Raw genomic sequence first — 16,931 nt, 5'->3', positions numbered from 1 at the left:
TTCCCTTATTGAATAATTAGTTCAGCATGTAGTGCGCCAGCTTTTTTTATAGCTTGGAGCACTGATATTAAATCTCGGGTTGATAAGTTTAATGCTTTCAATGCATCAACTAACTCTCCAATACTTGCGCCAGGTAAAGCATGAATATTATTTTCCATGCCTTCTTCGACCGAAATCTCACTGTTTGACACCCGTAAAGATTCAATAGAATTAGGAGTTTCACTAAAAAAGCCTGAAGGTTGCGACGTACTATGCTTTGTAACTATTTTTAACTTTAATGCACCATGAGATATAACTACATCATCGATTCTGACTCTTGCACCTGCTACTACAGTGCCATTTCGCTCATTCACCACAACTCGAGCACGTGTATCTGGATCTACTTCTAAAGCCTCAATTTCAGCCATTACACTCATTAAAGGCTGTGGAGATGTTAGTGCTATATTAATTTTCCCTGGGTGATTAGAATGCACTTGGCTTTCAGGAAATTTATTTTTAAGAGAAGTAATAATTCGTTGAGCTGTTGTAAAGTCTGGCTGATGCAGAACAAGTGATAAGCCTTCACTTTCCATATCAAAATTATAATCAAGAGACTTTTCTACATTTGCACCGTTTGGCACCACCCCTACTGTAGGATGATTCTTTTGAATTTTGTTACCGTTATAATCAAATTGGTATCCACCAACAGAAATAGGCCCTTGCGCCAAACCAAATATTTGGTCATTTGCAGCTTTAAGTGGAGTCAATAATAATGTACCGCCTTGTAAACTTTTTGCGTCACCGATAGATGATACATTCACCTCCAACTTATCCCCTCTTTGAGCATAAGGAGGTAATGTAGCGGTCACCATAACCGCTGCAATATTACGGCTGCGAACTTGGTCATTACTGATTGTTATTGAAAAACTTTGCAAAGTATTAGCAAGTGTTTGAATCGTCGCCTTATTATTGCTTGAGTCACCAGTACCAGACAAGCCAATCACCAAGCCATAACCAACTAAAGGGTTATCTTGAACACCTTCAATTCTTGCAAGTTCTTTTAATCTAACGCCAGAGGCAAACACATTACTTATACAAATCAAAAGCAACATCACGAGAATAAATACATTACGCATGCTATAAACCTATCCAATTCACTAATCTTGAAAAGACATTACCATTTTTGCCTGAAGAAACTTCACCCTGTCCGTCAATAGCAATTTCTGCATTTTGTATACGATATGAGGCAATAGTATTTTGATTGCTAATATCTTCTGTTCTAATAGTTCCTTTAACTGCAATGATTTGCTCTTCATCATTTACCGTGATTTTTTGTGAGCCTTCAATGAATAACAGGCCATTATCACCTACATTTACAACCATTGCTGTTAACTGAGCACGTACGAAGCCGTTTCTGTTGGTTGCAGCATCACCTTTATTTGAAGATCCTAAATTCATACCTGCATTCCAATTTCTATCCTGCACCGTTGCTCCACCACTAAATTTGAAGTCGCCACTACTTCCTTCCCCTGCGCTCGATTTAGCTTGAACACTTTGATAAATTAAAACCGTAATACCGTCGCCCACTTTGAACGCTTTCTTATCCGCATGAAGCGACTTGAACGTTTTTTCATTGTAGAGAGATGTTGCACTAATATTCACGGATGCAAATAACAAAACACCAACAAGCAACACTTTAAACAGATACATTTACAGCTCCTTTTTCAATAACACTTGCATCTATTGCTTTATTACTATTACTTATTTTCACTTTTATCGTTTCTCCAATTCGCCCACTAGTAATGGCTTTACCACTTGTTTCAATAGCAATCGAGTTATGCATTAATCTAACTTTTATTTTATCTCCAGCATTTACTGCCAATGTTTCGGCTAGATCACTAATCTTTATTACTTCACCAGCAGTAACATTTCTCATTAAGTGCTTATTCCTAATATCAAATAGATCAGTAACTTCTTTACCAGTCCACCTAACATTAGTTAGATACATATTTAATGAACTTAAATCACTACCTTTATTACCACTACTTTTAAGCATATAAGCCTGTACACTTGCTTCAAAAGGCAAGTCAAATACATATGTTTCTTGTGCGTCGGTGCTCAATTTAGCTCTTATGATTTTATGGTTCAGCAATTGAGCACTAATCCATTCAGTATTTTTTGTAGGCGATTTACTGCACGGAATATCACTATTATTGATGCGCAATCCATTCAACAGTTTCAATTTTTTTTCTGCTAACAGTCGTTCTACTTCCATATTTAACTTTTTATTAGATTCTGATATATCTAATGGGTAACACCACTCTACCCAAGCCTTTTTAACTCCCTGCCATCGAGTCAAATCAATTTTTTTTGAATGCTTACCTATAATAGCTTTAACGTCATCACTAGAAACCCAGCCTTGCATGCTCGCAGGCCACAAAACACCATCTAACTTATTAATCTCATTGGTTTTAACAATATCTGATACATAGACTGGCGCAACTAATCTATTAATTGGCTTTTTAAAACTTAATGCATGCAGGCTCCAACTTGCCAACATACAAAAAGATATAAAGAATAATAACTTCATTATCTGCGTAAGTTATTGATCGTATCTAGAAGTTGATCTGAAACCTGAATAATACGGGCGTTTAATTGATAACCTCGTTGAGCGAGCATAAGGTTAACCATTTCTTCAGTCATAGATACGTTCGAAACCTCTGTCATGCCCTGTAATAATTCACCTAACCCCATTTCTCCAGGTAAACCATAAAGAACATTCCCTGACTTTTCGCTTCCGCTATAAAGATTACTACCTAACACTTTCAACCCTTCAGGGTTGGTAAAGTTAGTTAATTCTATTTGCCCAAGCTCAATACGCTCTCCTGTGCTACCTATTAGAGCAGTCACAACACCTCTATTTGAGATTGCCATATCTGATGCATCTGGAGGAAGCTGAATGCTTGCGCTGAGTACATAACCATGAGAAGAAACCAAATAACCATCACTATTTAGTCGCAATCTGCCAGCCCTAGTATAGGCCGTGTCTCCATTTTCCATTTGAACTTCTATAAAACCACTTCCTTGAATAGCTACGTCAAAAGGGTTACCTGTTTGCTTAAGCTCTCCTACTGAAAAGTCCTTAGTATCTGTGGATACTTTCACTCCAACGCCGTGGCTATTTGCTTGATTTATGGTTCCATCATTTGAATCAGCAATAACATCTTGTTGATAAACTAAGTCAACAAAGTTTAGCTGTGTTTTTTTGTAAGCAGTTGTGGATGAGTTCGCAATGTTATTTGAAATAACCTCAATAAGCTTTTGCTGAGATGACATGCCAGTTTCAGCAATATATAAAGACTCGATCATTTATTTTTTCCCTAACTCGTTAATACCAGCATTAGAAATTTGATCTAATGCATGTAATGCTTTTTGAAGACTTTGTGTATGCCTAGATAACTCAATAAGGCGAACCATATCTTGTGACACATCTACACTCGCAGAATTTATCGCCCCCTGTTGAAAGTCATTAATATGTGGAGATACTTTCCCATTCGGTGAATAAAGACCAGAACCGATAGAATTTAAAGTAGTACCTTCAGATGGTCTTACACTAACTAACTTGTCAAGGTACTCACCATTGACATAAATTTTTCCAGCGTTATTGATTTGTACATCACCTTCAGGCAATTGAATATGTCCTAATTCACCTATAACAAAAGCTCCTGAAGAGTGCTTAAGCTGGCCTGAACTATCAATGTGCAAGCGCCCATTTCTAGTCATAACCAACTGATTGTTATATTCAACTTGCAAGAAGTTTTGGTTAAGTAAAGCAATATCAAGCGACCTATTTGTATTAACAACACTAGAGCCAGCTTTATTCGTAACTGTATTAATCAACTTTGCTTTTCCTGAGCTGTTAAACTCTGAAAAGACCTGAGCTGCCTTAAAACCAGGTGTATTTGCATTAGCAACGTTATGGCTTAATACTTCAACCTGATTAATATTATTTTGAATACTATTTAAAATTATTTCTGCTGAGCTCATCTTAATCACTATGCTGCCGAGTTATTCGTACTTTCAGAGATCATTGCAAATGCTTTTACATTTACAGTGGTCGGAATCTCGTTAAGAGATAAAATATGTAATTGCGGGAGCGCTCTTTCACAAAATAGAAATAGTTGACGCCTTAAAATTGGAGTGCATAAAAGTATGGGTTTTAATCGCTTACCCATCATCAACTCGACATGCTGAGACAGACTTTTCAGGAGTATTTCTGTCAACTCTCCATCTAGAGATAAGGAAGTATTATTTTCATCATTCACTACACCAGCGACAAGTCGTTGTTCAAAACGTGGCTCAAAGGTCAATATATTCAATGAACCTTCTTGATCGACTAGCGCCTGGCATATTTGATTACGTAATTTTGTTCGAACTTTTTCTGCAAGGTACGCAATATTCTTATTCACTTTTGCGGCATCAACTAGCTCTTCAAGGATTAGTGGTAAGTTACGGATAGCCACCTTTTCTTGGAGTAACTGTTGAAGAACTTTTTGAACTTCAGAGTAAGAAAGTATGCTTGGAATTAACTCATCTAGTAATCCCGGCTGAGCTTCAGCGACTTTAGAAAGAAGCTTTTCAGTTTCAGCTCTTGTCAAAATTTCAGGCGAAAATTTCTTCAGTGTTTCCGTTAAATGAGTTAATAGTGTTGTTTCTGGATCTACAACTGTATAACCACTACTTCTCGCGGCTGTTGATAATTCTGAATCAATCCATAATGCAGGTAGGCCATAGGTTGGTTCTTTAGTATTAATACCCTTTAACTCATTTTTTTTACCTGTGGGATCAATAGCAAGATAGTGCTTAGCAAAAATTTCTCCTTTGGCAACTTGCGCACCATGAATCGAAAGAATGTATCCTTTTGTGTCAATACTATTATCATGGATAATTTTCTCTGTAGGTAACACCAAACCATATTCAAGCGCAAACTGCTTACGATAGTTTTGTAATCTATCTGTTAGTGTTTTGCCCTCATCTTCAAGAAAGTCACTGATGTCTGCACCTATTCTCAACTCTAATACTTCAACTTTTGTTAAATCATATAAATCATCATCATTAGCGCTGAACTGTTCATCTTCCATTCCAGAGTTGGAGTTGTTGTCTGCGTTGGTGAGTGTTGAATCATCTTGCTTTGCATGTGCAAAATATGCAATCGTCCCAAAAACAACAGCTAACAAAATTAAAGGCCAAGCAGGCAAACCAGGCATAAATAAAACCAAAGTAAGTGTTAAAGCAATAATTAAAAGAATTTTAGGATGAGATGTTATTTGCTTAGCCAGCTCTTTACCAAGTTGCGAATCAGAGGCCGCACGAGTGATTATAATACCCGTCGCAGTAGCAACAATAAGTGAAGGAATTTGTGTTACGATACCATCTCCAACAGTAAGTAACGTAAAAGTATGCAGCGCCTCTGACCACTCCATTCCATGTTGTGCTACACCAATTGAAAGACCACCAACAATATTAATTAATATAATAATGATGCCAGCAATTGCGTCACCTTTAACAAACTTAGTGGAACCATCCATCGCTCCGTAAAAATTTGCTTCTTTTTCAATTGCTAAACGTCTTTGTTTTGCTTCAACTTCATCGATAATGCCCATATTTAAATCAGCATCAATACTCATTTGTTTTCCTGGCATACTATCTAGCGTAAATCTAGCAGCAACCTCTGCAACACGCTGTGCACCACTTGTGACAACAACATATTGAACTACAATTAAAATTAGGAAAACTACTAAACCGATCACGTAATTTCCACCAACAACATATGAACCTATCGCACCAATTACTTGACCAGCTTCAGCATCATTTAAAATTAAGCGCGTAGAAGATACGTTTAAGCCTAATCTGAATAACGTTGCTATTAAAATTAAAGATGGGAATGTTGAAAAACTTAATGGCTTATCTGTATAAAAAGTAAGCAATAAAATTACTAAACCTAACGAAAAGTTGGTTAATAACAGAAGATCTAAAAATGAACCCGGAATTGGCACAAACAATAACATTAGAATAGCTACAACAGCCAATACTAAGGCAAGTTCACTTTTTCCTTGCTTAAACATGCTTATCATTACTTACTACTACCTTGAATGTTGTACTTATTCATATCTAAAACGGTTCTAAATATTGAAGCTACACCGTCATAACAATCTTCTGGAATAAATCCATCAATAATACTATTTTTGTATAATGCTCTTGCTAAAGGAATATTCCTTACAATAGGCACATTATGTGTTCTTGCAATTTTTCGTATAATAGCGGCGTTATTATCCTCCCCCATCGCTAAAATTTTAGGTGCAAGCATTTTCTTAGGCACGTACTTAATTGCCACCGCAATATGCTGTGGGTTAGTTATGATTACATCAGCGTCCTTTACACTTTTAAGTGATGCAGCTTTTTTTAATAACTCTTTTTGAATCTGTTTTTGCTTCTGCTTAACTTGCGGATCGCCTTCCCGTTTTTTATGCTCATCTTTAATGTCCTGCTTGCTCATACGCATCTTTTTTTCAAAATCCCAGGAGGAAAATGCATAATCTATTAAGGCAAATGGCAACATAATGCACACGAGCATCAAAATAACTTGTAATGAAAGTGCAGCCCAGTGGGCTAAAAATGACTGAGGTGACATTCCGTAACTGTCCATAATGTTACTTAACCAATTGTCAGCAAAAACTTTCCAGACAAACGCAATTACTACAACTTTAATTACCGCTTTAAATAAATCAAATAGTGCTTTAATTGATATTATTTTCTTCGCTCCTTGAATAGGATTTAACCTCTTAAAATCAGGTTTAATTGGATGACTAGAAAGAATAGGCCCTGTTTGAACAATATTAAAACCAATAGCACCAATCACTAGCACTGTTAGTAATGGAGTAAATAACTCAAATAGTTGCTTGCCTAGCTTGTTCCACAAATCCCATAGATTTCCTGTATTTACGGCCAACTCTCCAGATGTTGACAATAATGTAATCATAAGCTCAGACAGACCGCCCCAGATATTTTGTCCAACAATAAACATCGTCGCACTAAACGTAATCAGCATTAGTAAGCCTGTTACCTCGGGGCTTTTACTTACTTGACCTTTCTTTTTAGCCTCCTCCAGCTTAAATGGGGTTGGCTTTTCCGTTTTATTACTCTCGTCAGCCATTAGTTAATCCACCCAAGCTGAAACCAAGAAACAATAGTACTAAACATTTTTGCTATTAATGGTTTCATTTGAGAAACAGCCACAGAAAGTAGAAAAATACCAACACCAATTTTTAAGGGGAGCATCACGAAATACACATTCATTTGGGGCATAGTTTTCGCTATAAAACCGTTAAAAATATCTAAAAGCCATAACCCCATAATTACAGGACCCAGCAATAAAAGGCTCAATAAAAGCTGAGAAAAGAAAAAGCCCATAATGTGAGAAACATAAAACTCACCATTCCAACTCCCAGGTGGAATCAATTTAAATGTTTCAGTAAGAACAGCGAGAATCTCATGGTGAGTGTTCGTTAAAAATATAGCTAAAGTAACAAATAAGCTGAATATATAGCCCAATAGAGGATCATTATTGTTACTTGCTGGATCAACGACACCCGCTGCCGCAAATCCAATTTGCATATCTAATACTCTACCTAAAATTTGAATTGCAGTAATAGTTAACTGAAAGCTCAGTAGCATTAGCATGCCTAAACCTAACTCTAATCCTAAGTTAAATAGCCAACGCTCTTTAGACAATATGAGCCAATTTGTTACAGTTATTTCTGTTAAACAAATTGACAAAACAATCAACGAAACTAGTCTAACCATTCCAGGAAACTTAGCCAAAGGTGACATACTTGTTGCTAGAAAAAGCGGCGTTACCCTGCATAAAATCAATGTAAATGGTTGCACAATCATCAATAAGGCTTCCATTAGAATCCTGCAGCCATTGAAATTAGCTCACGAGTGTACGTCACTAATGTAGTAAGCATCCAATTACCTAAAAAATATAAAACAGCCACAGTAATAAATATTTTTGGCACAAATGTAAGAGTCATCTCTTGAATTTGAGTGACAACTTGAAAAATACTAATGATTATCCCAGCAAGTAAAGTAACGATTAATATTGGAGACGCTACTTTTAAGCCGACGCTAAACATCTGCCCCATAATGGACACTGCTACATCTAAATCCATGGAGATTAGTCTTTAATATTACTTTTTAAGGGACTGTAAAAGCTGTTGGTAACTGATACCTGAAATGTGCGAGTCTTGTTTTAATATAGACTCTATTATCGTTTGAGCTTCTTCTTTGTTATCTTGTAACTCTGCTAAAAGACTTTGGGCATATTTCGCAGACATACAATGAGGATCCAAACGTAGAGCTTTTTTCACTAACTCAGCTGCCTCGGCATGTTTACCTTGTGAGACAGAAACTACCGCTAAGCCTCCGTGAGATTCAGCAAAGTTGCGATTAAGGTCAAGTGCAGTTTTAAATGACTTATATGCATCATCAACACGATTAAGCGTTAATTCACACCAGCCTTTTACATGCCAAGTACCAATATGCTCCGGCATATGTACAGTGGCATTACATAAAGATAAATATGCTGAGTCAGCATCTTGTAATACTAATTGAGATTGGCCTAACACAGACCACATGCGTCCGCTTCGTGAGTAATATTTAACACCTAATGAGGCTATTTTGTTACACTCGCCAAAATTTTGTCTATATAATTCAGAAGATGCCAAAGCCAGCAGGCCATCATGATGTTTATCATCAATTGATAATGTTTGCTCAGCATATTTTTTAGATGCAGGAATATCCGTCAAATCCAATGCTAGCATAGCAAGCAAGCCGAATAACTCCGAAGAATTATCCATACCGCGATGTGATAAATTTAAAGCAATTTTTTGAGCTTCTTCTAACATCCCAAGATGGTATTTTACCTTAGCAAGCAGCAGAAAAATCTCATTAGCGATATTATCATTCTCACGTGGTGATACAATATTAAGCAATAATGCATGTGCATCTTCCACTTTTCCTTGAAGGAAATAGCATAAAGCAATTGCATACTCTTTAGAATGGTCTGATGTATCAGGAAGAGACTGAAAAGTAGTAATAGCTTTAGAAAATTCACCGCAATTGAGTAGACATTGTGCATACGTCCATTGCACATCATGATTTCTCATTAATGATTCAGGCAATTTCTGGTAAAACGCACTCAGGCCGACAATATCTTGAACTTGCGTATAACAAGTCAAAATATCTATAGTCAACTTTGTATTATTTTTGTCTCTATTCCAAAATGAAATAAGTTTAGACAATTTATCAGACTGGTTCATGAATTCCTTCCTACTACTTTACTGCTAATCCATGGGTTCTAATCAGAACCGTGTTTTACAGAAACAACAACCAACACTTATAATGAAAAATGCTTATTTTTGTTCCACGACTTCAAAACGGAGCAGGAGTTTAATATTACTCACATAAGATTGCAAAGATTTAACAGTTTCTCACTGTTACGTGTTGTGTTTTTCAAAAAAGTTAATAAAATCACGGTCTGTAGATAAATTGAACAGCATTTGCATTGCTACTAATATTAATGTTGTACGTATAGATACTTGCGTTAAAATACATTAAGTAATTAATACTAATAGAAAAATAAGTTAACAGTCACAATGAATACAACTTTAATAACTTTTACAACTAACTTATACCAAAATGGAATACATAGCTATGGAATGAGCTAACAACTTAAATAATCCCTTAACAATTCAATTGATTAGAAAGTAAAGACTTGAATATAGTAATAAAAGGTTTCAATAAGCAACAAATTATTGCAATTGAACAAATATCAGCAACAATCAATAAAATCCCAAAACATCATCTAATTGGTTTGGAATGCATCGTCTATGATCCTCAGCGCTTCTATCAAAGAAGCTATGTATCACCCAAAACCATTAACTATCGCGCTTCTGGCCAATATGATAATAGTCCAATTAATTACATCTCTATATACAAATTTAATAGTTTTGATGAATTTACGCACATCCTACACCACGAAATCGGTCACCATGTTTACACAAAGTTATTAAATAGCTTTGAGCGCAAGCAATGGGTAACCCAGATATCAAGTAAATATGCTTATATTTCAGATTATGCTAAAAAAAATGCAGCAGAAGACTTTGCAGAATGTTACGCTTATTTTCATTTAAAACCTGAACAACTCAAATCGTTGAGTACAAAATACGACTTCATCCGCAAATTCTGTAGTGAATTTTAATTAGTAGTTTTTCTTTATATTGTACTTTTGATTGCAGCGCTAAGAGAATGGCTCCTCTAGAGTTTAAAGATAGAATGGGAGCCAATGAATAGCTATAGGAATGTAATGAAGCCAAGAAAAATATTACCACATATAATATTGGTTGTTTTAGCCCCGTTAGGCCACACAATTGCAATACAGGTTTAACAGTGCAATCAATCAAAAAGTAAAAAAGCTCACCTTGACTCATTCAACATGTCGGAAGGCTCCTACGGCCTTTCCAACCTACAGCAAGTGTAGCGCAGCGCCACCCGATAAATTAATCCGACGTATGGGCATGCTTGGTCATATTCATGGCGTATGCTGTTTGCCCAGTTAATGCCACTCCATGCTTGGTTAGTTTTTCCTGCAATATCTGCAAACAGGTCAACCGTGGTATTCCTGCCATGTGTTGCATCTGGGTGAGTCGAATACGTTTGGCGCACCGTATCTAAATACCCTTGTGCAGTATAGCTAAGCTGCTGTGCCGTTAACCCTTTATTGTTGATAATAAAATTAGCACGCCCTACTGCGTCATACTCAAAGTATTGGCCGTGTTGGCTGATACCTATCGTGCCATTTTCTTCCCTATTGCCGCCGTCAATTACTCAGCCGTGAGCGATATTAATAACCGCTCACATTGTTGTGATTACATACGTAGTCATTCAACATGTCGGAAGGCGCCTACGGCTTTTCCAACCTACACCACATAAACGTTAAGCGTAGGTCGGTTAAGCGCAGCGCCACCCGACAAGTTAATCCGACGTAAGGCCGTAGAAAGATCAACACGATCAAATTCTTAGTTTAGCCAGCTTGGTAAAAAAAATAGGCAAACAAAACCTCCAAATACAAACATTATTGATACAAAATGACAGATCAATCGATTATATTTTATATTATAATCAGCTTGATTGACTTTAAGCATCAATAGCTCATCTGGGAAAAGTTTTTTTACATACCAAATTGGTGCGATAATAATGAAAAGCAAAGTGAAGAATAGAGTTAACATAAAAATCTCTTTGTTTCCTCCAAATAAGTTTTTCAATGGAAAGTTCCCAACAAGTAATAAATTTATAGCCCCTCCCATAAGGTACATGGAAATAGAAGACGCTAATCCAAGCCTAGCTCTTGCCGATTTATTCCTTTCACTTGAGCCTATTGCCCAATTTCTTCCAACAAGAATAATAAACAGAAATAATTTTTTCATAATATTTACCCTACCTTACAATACAATGGACAGGGTTAACTCCTTAATATTTTGGCCCGATATACCCATAGTTTAATTCTCTCTGATAATGGTTAATTTCACTGTTGAAGAAATCTTCCCTAAATGCCCAACCGATTGACAAAGCAGCTCCAGCTGGCCCTCCCCATACTCCCACTGCACCAAATGCAACATCTAGACTAGCATTAAGGCCAATATTAATAGTATTATCAGTAAGTTTATTATATTCATATATATCCATTATCGCATTCCAACCAGTATCAAATACACCAACAGCTGTCTGCCCAAAGAATATACCTTTACCCAATGTCTCAAGCCCTTGACTAACCCCCTTCCAGCTAATATTTGCTATACCACGGAAACTATCATCACCAACTCCTCCTATCCTATGTGCATTAGAGGAGAAATTAGCATCAAACAGCCAATTATTACCTTCCATTGTTTTCAAAATATTAGTTGCAGAAAAGCTTCCTCCAACCCCTGTGTAATTGGAAACTCCCATAATACGTTGATTAGTAAAACCATCTTGCCATGTGTTAAATTCAGTACCAAACTTAGTGCCACCATTTAATATTGCAGTAGTACCCTGTGACAGAGTTGCTCCTAAACCAAAATTACCAAGCATTGAATTTAAGTCGCCTGATGTTCTTGATATTGGCTTATCGATTTTATACTCATAACTGCCTGTACGAAGAGACTCTTTTAATATTGCTATATTCTTTGCTCTACTTATCGCAGGCTCGCGTTTATCCCAAGCTGATTTACTCATAGCATTAAGTTCAGACTCTGAGTAACCTAAATTCACAGTCGCACCTTGAGGTAAAGAAGCATTAAATGCAGCTCTAGCCTGTACATCACCCGCTTCCACTCTTGCTCTGTGAGCCGATGCATATTCTTTTGAACTTGCTATACGATCAGCTTGCTGTTGAGCCAGTGCCTGCGATTGTGCATTCAACCTCTGATTTTGCCCATTAGATGCAACAGCCAAACTATTCATTCGTGCTGCACGCATCGCGTCATTCGCTGCAAATGCAGTATCAACATCAATTTGCTGATTTCGCTCCATTGCTAATAAGATTTGGTCTGCTTGTCCGTTTGTGCCAGTGCTAACTTTATCAGCGATAGCTGCTACACGAGCATCTGATTGTGCTTGCGTTAAGCTTTCTGCTTTATGCTCCAATGCAGTATTAATATTTTCTTGCATTGCCTGCATTTGATTATGACTATTTATCGCCTTCGCTATCACACTATTGGCAACGGCGTTACCGAACGCATCTGCTGCTACATTCACAAAGTCAAACTTGCCTTTGCCACCCAGCACTTTTTGTATGCCGTGGCTAATGCCTGAGCGGGCAATGCCAGCTAAGGTATCAACCGCAATGCCTTTAGATGTACCCACCATGGCTTTATCTGCGCCCATTCCTAGCGCACTGCCAATGGCTGCGGTGCCTGCCGCTGCGGCCACGTTCGCCCAGCTAAACCCTGATGGATTACCCACCAGTTTGTTAGCAGCCGCATTGGCAACCGAGCCTGATGCAGCGGTAATGGCTTTCATTAAATGGGCGCCTTCATTTGCAGCACCAATTGCACCACCGACACCTGCGGTTGCCCATGCTGTGACACCAGAAACAAATGCTTCCTTAAGCGAGAAACCATCACGTACACCCAGTACATTCCCCACAAATTGCCCTGCAAGTGAACCTACTACTGCACCTGTTGCAGCCGCACCAGCACTCCCGCCTGCCATTGCGGTTGCCCCAGCCTGCATTGTGCTACCAAAACCTGCTGAGCTACCTGCTGCACCTGAAGCCGCCCCTGCGGTATACACTGTCACAATAATCACCACTATCACAATAATCACCGTTGCCAACGCATTACACGCAGCCTCTGGCGGTACGGGTGCGTATGGTAGGTTTGGTGTGGTATCGCCAATATGCTCAGCCACACTATACGCAGTTAACGTATCAAATCGATTCGCGGTGTTTTCTTGGCTTGGGATGATGATGGTTTGCCCTGCCGTTAAGGTGGCATCAGCATCATTGGTTAAGCCATTGGCATCTGCAATCACATACCAGTAGTCTGGGTTACCAAAGTAACTTGTTGCAATACTTTTTAACGTTTCACCTTGGTTAATTTGATGACGCTGCGTACTACTTGGCGTGCTAACGCTAACCCCTTCAAAGTGGGCACTTTTTACCGTTACTTCACCATTGCGTTTAAATTCACCACGGTATTGGCCACCTGCGTGCAGGTAGTGGCTCGTAGTAGAACGCTTCTCTGCCCCATTGCCGTCGTTATGTACACTTTTGTGCTCGCTAAAGCCGATGGTATGTGCCACGGTTTCTGGCTCTTTGGGTAGGTTAGGGCCTTGTGGTGGCTTCCAATCATGTGGGAAGTCTTTATTACCGCCTTCATCATCGCCCGGAATGGTTTCTTCTGGTGCAGTCGGTACCGCACCTACGTGCGTTTTGTTTTGTGTACCCGACACTTTTTTAATGAGCTTGCCATCCACTGACACATCAAAGTAACGAGCACTGATTTTACTGCCATCTACGCGATTACTTTCTTCTATTGCATAACGATTGCCGCTGGCATCATAAAAACTCTTTGTTGTTGCCGCTTGGTAGTCTTTGTTATGACTATAACCGCTTACACGGTTTTCTAAATAGCTTTCGCGTTTTTCATAACCATAGCTGTATGTATGAGTAAATCCTTGTCGATAACTTTGATACACCATTTTTGTTAAACGCGCACCTTTGTCGTATTCATAGGTGTTGGTGCTTTGCCCCGTACCTGTAGTACTCAGCTTACCGCTTAGATTTGCATAAACCTTATTGCCGGAACCTCTATGCTTTTCTAATATCTGACCGACTAACTCCTCTGTTAAGGCTGTTTCTGACCAGCCATATTGCGTGACCGTGTCTACTTTACCATCAGCGTTGTACGTATATACCTGACGCCCTTGCTCTTCGCCCGTTAACGTAAACTGAACTTTAAACGATGGGTCGTCGTTTGAGCTTTTAGGCGCTGGCGAACTCACCGTACGCGTTTCACCTGGCGTAAAGTGGTTCACTGTCAGTAACTTTTGTCCTGCTTGGTCATATTCATGGCGTATGCTGTTTGCCCAGTTAATGCCACTCCATGCTTGGTTAGTTCTTCCTGCAATATCTGCAAACAGGTCAACTGTGGTATTTCTGCCATGTGTTGCATCTGGGTGCGTCGAATACGTTTGGCGCACCGTATCTAAATACCCTTGTGCGGTATAGCTAAGCTGCTGTGCCGTTAACCCTTTATTGTTGATAATAAAATTAGCACGCCCTGCTGCGTCATACTCAAAGTATTGGCCGTGTTGGCTGATACCTATCGTGCCATCAGACTCCCTATTACCGCCGTCAATGACTACGCGGTTGGCGGCGTCATAGCTAAACCAGTAGGTGGTTTCTGTCGCGCGCTCATCCACCATGATTTCACCGTGTGATTCCAGCACGGTGTTTTCTTCTGTTTCCGCTAAAAAGGTCACGCGTAATCGGTCTAGGAAGTCTTCTGGTGGCTTACCACTTAATATGCCGGTTTCTGTGTTAAACGTTAACCAGTGTTTTAAACTCTCTGGTATCACTACTTCGGGGGCATCGTCAGCGGTACTAGTGCTAACTGATGGACTGCTCATCATTGTCATTGGCACTGCCGCCAGATTAATCTCAGCAGGTGAAGGTGAAGGCGCAGGTGTTGCTTCTTCAGTAGCTAAACTGACTCTCACACCATATTTGGCGTTGGCGTTTAGGCCACTGAAGTATTGGCGAACGTCGATGGATATCGGCTCGGCTTTAACGGTTTCAATGACGCCAGCATCTTTGGCTTGAGGGCCTGTTACTGTTAAGCGGAATTCACCTTGCTGCTGTTCGCCGCTACTATCAGTGGCAGTAATACGTACATAGTGTACGCCTACAGCTGCTTGAGGTGGTGCACTGTATAATTGACCATCTTGCCACTGTAACCAATCCTTGCTTGAAAGTGGCTGGTAGCTACCGTCTGCTTGTTGCAGTGATACATCATAGCTAAGTCTTTCACGCTGAATCCCATCAGGTTGAGTAAAGTGCGACGCTATTTCGATATGTTGAACACTGCCATAATGCATCTGTTGATGCGCCAGCGGCACGCTTGCAATTGTGCGCGCTTTGGCCGCTGCTATGGTCAATTGCACTGTGGCATTAGCTACTAACCCTGCTGGGTCTGTGGCGGTTAAGGTAATATTGTGCGTGCCCGCGGCATCCAGTGGCACCATGCCTGATAACGTTTGGTTATCTGCATCATGATGCAACCAAGCTGGTAACGTACTGTGTTGGTACGTTAATGTGTCGCCGTTTTTATCCGTAAAGGTCACCGGTACGCTAATAAATTCGCCAGCCGTGACCGTAACTTGTGATTCACCTTGGTACACTGGTGCAACATTTGCTTCGTTTACCGTCAGAGTAAAGCGCTGCATCGTCACTGCCTGTCCGTCATCGGCACTCACGGCTATCATATACGTGCCTGGTGCAGTCACTTGACCTTGGAAGGTGCCTCTCTCGGCATTAAAGCGTAATCCCTCTGGTAATGGTGCACCAGTCCAACCGGTTTCGTCACTACCTACCAGTACCTGTGCACTTAATGTAAGCGTATCACCATTCGCATCATCAAAATGCCCTGCCACTGGGTACACCATCACTTTATCGGTGGCGGTGACCATATCCGCTAACGGCCTTGCTGATGGCGCAAAGTTATCCGGCAAGGCGGTAAATAGATTAGTTAACTCTACACCTCGTACTCGACTGCCATCATCAAAGTATAAGAAGTCCATGCGGTGCTTCACATCCGCAAACCAGTCTTTTACTCGTATAGCGTTGTTGGTGGTGCGAATAAATACTTTACAGAAAAATCCGTTTCTTCTATTTAGCAACAGCGACTTCTAGCAAAATATCTAGATGACCTACATCAAATAAAGATTCACCTTTCAGTTCATCATAAACATAAAAAAGATGAAGCTCCCTTCCCACCCTGAACAATTGATAATCATCATTATTATTGACTAATATGCTTTCGTGATGGCTAGTGCCATCACCCAACAGCAATTCTACCGTATTTGCTCTTGAAGTTTCCTCCTGTCCAGATACATATAGTTTATTAATGATTCCAAATATATGCTTAGTTGGTAACTTTCCATCTTTAATACTTTCCCACCATTCATCAGAGCCATACAAACCACAAGCTCCTTTTAATCCAAATGGCTTAGAATTATCTTGTGTCAATTGTTGAGCCTTTATCATCGGCTCAGGATTGTCTCTTAGGTCCTCTTTAAGCTGGTACACCAGCTTTAGAGGAGTTTCACTTTTATTCAAAATTAAAAACATA

Annotated in this window: 15 protein-coding genes; 1 reads left to right on the top strand and 14 read right to left on the bottom strand. The window is 39.3% G+C overall.

The window, feature by feature from the left end; genetic code table 11:
• Positions 1-5 precede the first annotated feature (5 nt).
• The 10 genes from HUU81_RS08305 to HUU81_RS08260 are packed head-to-tail and all read right to left on the bottom strand — an operon-like array spanning position 6 to position 9,359.
• Positions 6-1,115, bottom strand: a complete 1,110-nt coding sequence (locus HUU81_RS08305) for a flagellar basal body P-ring protein FlgI (protein ID WP_199611751.1) — start codon at positions 1,113-1,115, stop codon at positions 6-8.
• Between the two features lies 1 nt (position 1,116).
• The gene (locus HUU81_RS08300) at positions 1,117-1,689 is read right to left on the bottom strand and encodes a flagellar basal body L-ring protein FlgH (RefSeq protein ID WP_199611750.1); all 573 of its coding nucleotides are present in this window, start codon (positions 1,687-1,689) and stop codon (positions 1,117-1,119) included.
• Positions 1,676-2,569, bottom strand: coding sequence for a flagellar basal body P-ring formation chaperone FlgA (gene flgA / locus HUU81_RS08295; protein WP_199611749.1), 894 nt, complete (start codon positions 2,567-2,569; stop codon positions 1,676-1,678). Before flgA ends, HUU81_RS08300 begins: the two co-directional genes overlap by 14 nt.
• Positions 2,569-3,348 (bottom strand): flagellar basal-body rod protein FlgG, encoded by a 780-nt coding sequence (flgG, locus tag HUU81_RS08290; protein ID WP_199611748.1) that lies wholly within the window; start codon positions 3,346-3,348, stop codon positions 2,569-2,571. The genes flgA and flgG overlap by 1 nt, the downstream gene beginning before the upstream one ends.
• Positions 3,349-4,026 carry a flagellar basal body rod C-terminal domain-containing protein gene (locus tag HUU81_RS08285; protein ID WP_199611747.1) on the bottom strand — a complete coding sequence of 226 codons (678 nt, stop codon included), beginning with the start codon at positions 4,024-4,026 and terminating at the stop codon, positions 3,349-3,351. It abuts the gene before it with no gap.
• A gap of 8 nt (positions 4,027-4,034) precedes the next feature.
• A complete protein-coding gene (locus HUU81_RS08280) occupies positions 4,035-6,113 on the bottom strand; it encodes a flagellar biosynthesis protein FlhA (RefSeq protein ID WP_199611746.1) in 2,079 nt (692 codons plus the stop codon).
• Positions 6,113-7,192, bottom strand: a complete 1,080-nt coding sequence (flhB, locus tag HUU81_RS08275) for a flagellar biosynthesis protein FlhB (RefSeq protein ID WP_199611745.1) — start codon at positions 7,190-7,192, stop codon at positions 6,113-6,115. Before flhB ends, HUU81_RS08280 begins: the two co-directional genes overlap by 1 nt.
• Complete coding sequence (locus HUU81_RS08270) at positions 7,192-7,947, bottom strand: flagellar biosynthetic protein FliR (RefSeq protein ID WP_199611744.1); 756 nt, start codon at positions 7,945-7,947, stop codon at positions 7,192-7,194. Before HUU81_RS08270 ends, flhB begins: the two co-directional genes overlap by 1 nt.
• The gene (locus HUU81_RS08265; RefSeq protein WP_199611743.1) at positions 7,947-8,210 is read right to left on the bottom strand and encodes a flagellar biosynthetic protein FliQ; all 264 of its coding nucleotides are present in this window, start codon (positions 8,208-8,210) and stop codon (positions 7,947-7,949) included. The genes HUU81_RS08270 and HUU81_RS08265 overlap by 1 nt, the downstream gene beginning before the upstream one ends.
• Positions 8,211-8,228: 18 nt before the next feature.
• Entirely contained in the window at positions 8,229-9,359 is a 1,131-nt protein-coding gene (locus HUU81_RS08260; RefSeq protein ID WP_199611742.1) for a tetratricopeptide repeat protein, read from the bottom strand.
• A 455-nt stretch (positions 9,360-9,814) separates the two neighbouring features.
• On the opposite strand from HUU81_RS08260, the gene HUU81_RS08255 reads away from it, so the two are divergent.
• The gene (locus HUU81_RS08255) at positions 9,815-10,300 is read left to right on the top strand and encodes a hypothetical protein (protein WP_199611741.1); all 486 of its coding nucleotides are present in this window, start codon (positions 9,815-9,817) and stop codon (positions 10,298-10,300) included.
• Between the two features lie 248 nt (positions 10,301-10,548).
• On the opposite strand, the gene HUU81_RS08250 is transcribed toward HUU81_RS08255, so the two are convergent.
• The 4 genes from HUU81_RS08250 to HUU81_RS08235 form a co-directional block, all read right to left on the bottom strand.
• Positions 10,549-10,764, bottom strand: coding sequence for a hypothetical protein (locus HUU81_RS08250; RefSeq protein WP_199611740.1), 216 nt, complete (start codon positions 10,762-10,764; stop codon positions 10,549-10,551).
• A 353-nt stretch (positions 10,765-11,117) separates the two neighbouring features.
• Complete coding sequence (locus HUU81_RS08245) at positions 11,118-11,525, bottom strand: hypothetical protein (protein WP_199611739.1); 408 nt, start codon at positions 11,523-11,525, stop codon at positions 11,118-11,120.
• A gap of 43 nt (positions 11,526-11,568) precedes the next feature.
• Positions 11,569-16,479: a putative Ig domain-containing protein gene (locus HUU81_RS08240; RefSeq protein WP_199611738.1), complete on the bottom strand. Its 4,911-nt coding sequence runs from the start codon at positions 16,477-16,479 to the stop codon at positions 11,569-11,571.
• Complete coding sequence (locus HUU81_RS08235; protein ID WP_199611737.1) at positions 16,469-16,930, bottom strand: hypothetical protein; 462 nt, start codon at positions 16,928-16,930, stop codon at positions 16,469-16,471. Before HUU81_RS08235 ends, HUU81_RS08240 begins: the two co-directional genes overlap by 11 nt.
• Position 16,931 lies beyond the last annotated feature (1 nt).

The organism is Flocculibacter collagenilyticus (assembly GCF_016469335.1).
Taxonomy (GTDB): Bacteria; Pseudomonadota; Gammaproteobacteria; order Enterobacterales; family Alteromonadaceae; genus Flocculibacter; species Flocculibacter collagenilyticus.
This window is presented reverse-complemented; position numbering and strand designations above follow the sequence as displayed.

What these genes read in the sequence shown, in the direction of transcription:
- HUU81_RS08245 (WP_199611739.1), bottom strand. Translation starts at nt 11,525, where the DNA reads ATGAAAAAATTATTTCTGTTTATTATTCTTGTTGGAAGAAATTGGGCA.
- HUU81_RS08305 (WP_199611751.1), bottom strand. Translation starts at nt 1,115, where the DNA reads ATGCGTAATGTATTTATTCTCGTGATGTTGCTTTTGATTTGTATAAGT.
- HUU81_RS08280 (WP_199611746.1), bottom strand. Translation starts at nt 6,113, where the DNA reads ATGATAAGCATGTTTAAGCAAGGAAAAAGTGAACTTGCCTTAGTATTG.
- HUU81_RS08285 (WP_199611747.1), bottom strand. Translation starts at nt 4,026, where the DNA reads ATGAGCTCAGCAGAAATAATTTTAAATAGTATTCAAAATAATATTAAT.
- HUU81_RS08235 (WP_199611737.1), bottom strand. Translation starts at nt 16,930, where the DNA reads ATGTTTTTAATTTTGAATAAAAGTGAAACTCCTCTAAAGCTGGTGTAC.
- HUU81_RS08300 (WP_199611750.1), bottom strand. Translation starts at nt 1,689, where the DNA reads ATGTATCTGTTTAAAGTGTTGCTTGTTGGTGTTTTGTTATTTGCATCC.
- HUU81_RS08265 (WP_199611743.1), bottom strand. Translation starts at nt 8,210, where the DNA reads ATGGATTTAGATGTAGCAGTGTCCATTATGGGGCAGATGTTTAGCGTC.
- HUU81_RS08260 (WP_199611742.1), bottom strand. Translation starts at nt 9,359, where the DNA reads ATGAACCAGTCTGATAAATTGTCTAAACTTATTTCATTTTGGAATAGA.
- flgG (WP_199611748.1), bottom strand. Translation starts at nt 3,348, where the DNA reads ATGATCGAGTCTTTATATATTGCTGAAACTGGCATGTCATCTCAGCAA.
- flgA (WP_199611749.1), bottom strand. Translation starts at nt 2,569, where the DNA reads ATGAAGTTATTATTCTTTATATCTTTTTGTATGTTGGCAAGTTGGAGC.
- flhB (WP_199611745.1), bottom strand. Translation starts at nt 7,192, where the DNA reads ATGGCTGACGAGAGTAATAAAACGGAAAAGCCAACCCCATTTAAGCTG.
- HUU81_RS08270 (WP_199611744.1), bottom strand. Translation starts at nt 7,947, where the DNA reads ATGGAAGCCTTATTGATGATTGTGCAACCATTTACATTGATTTTATGC.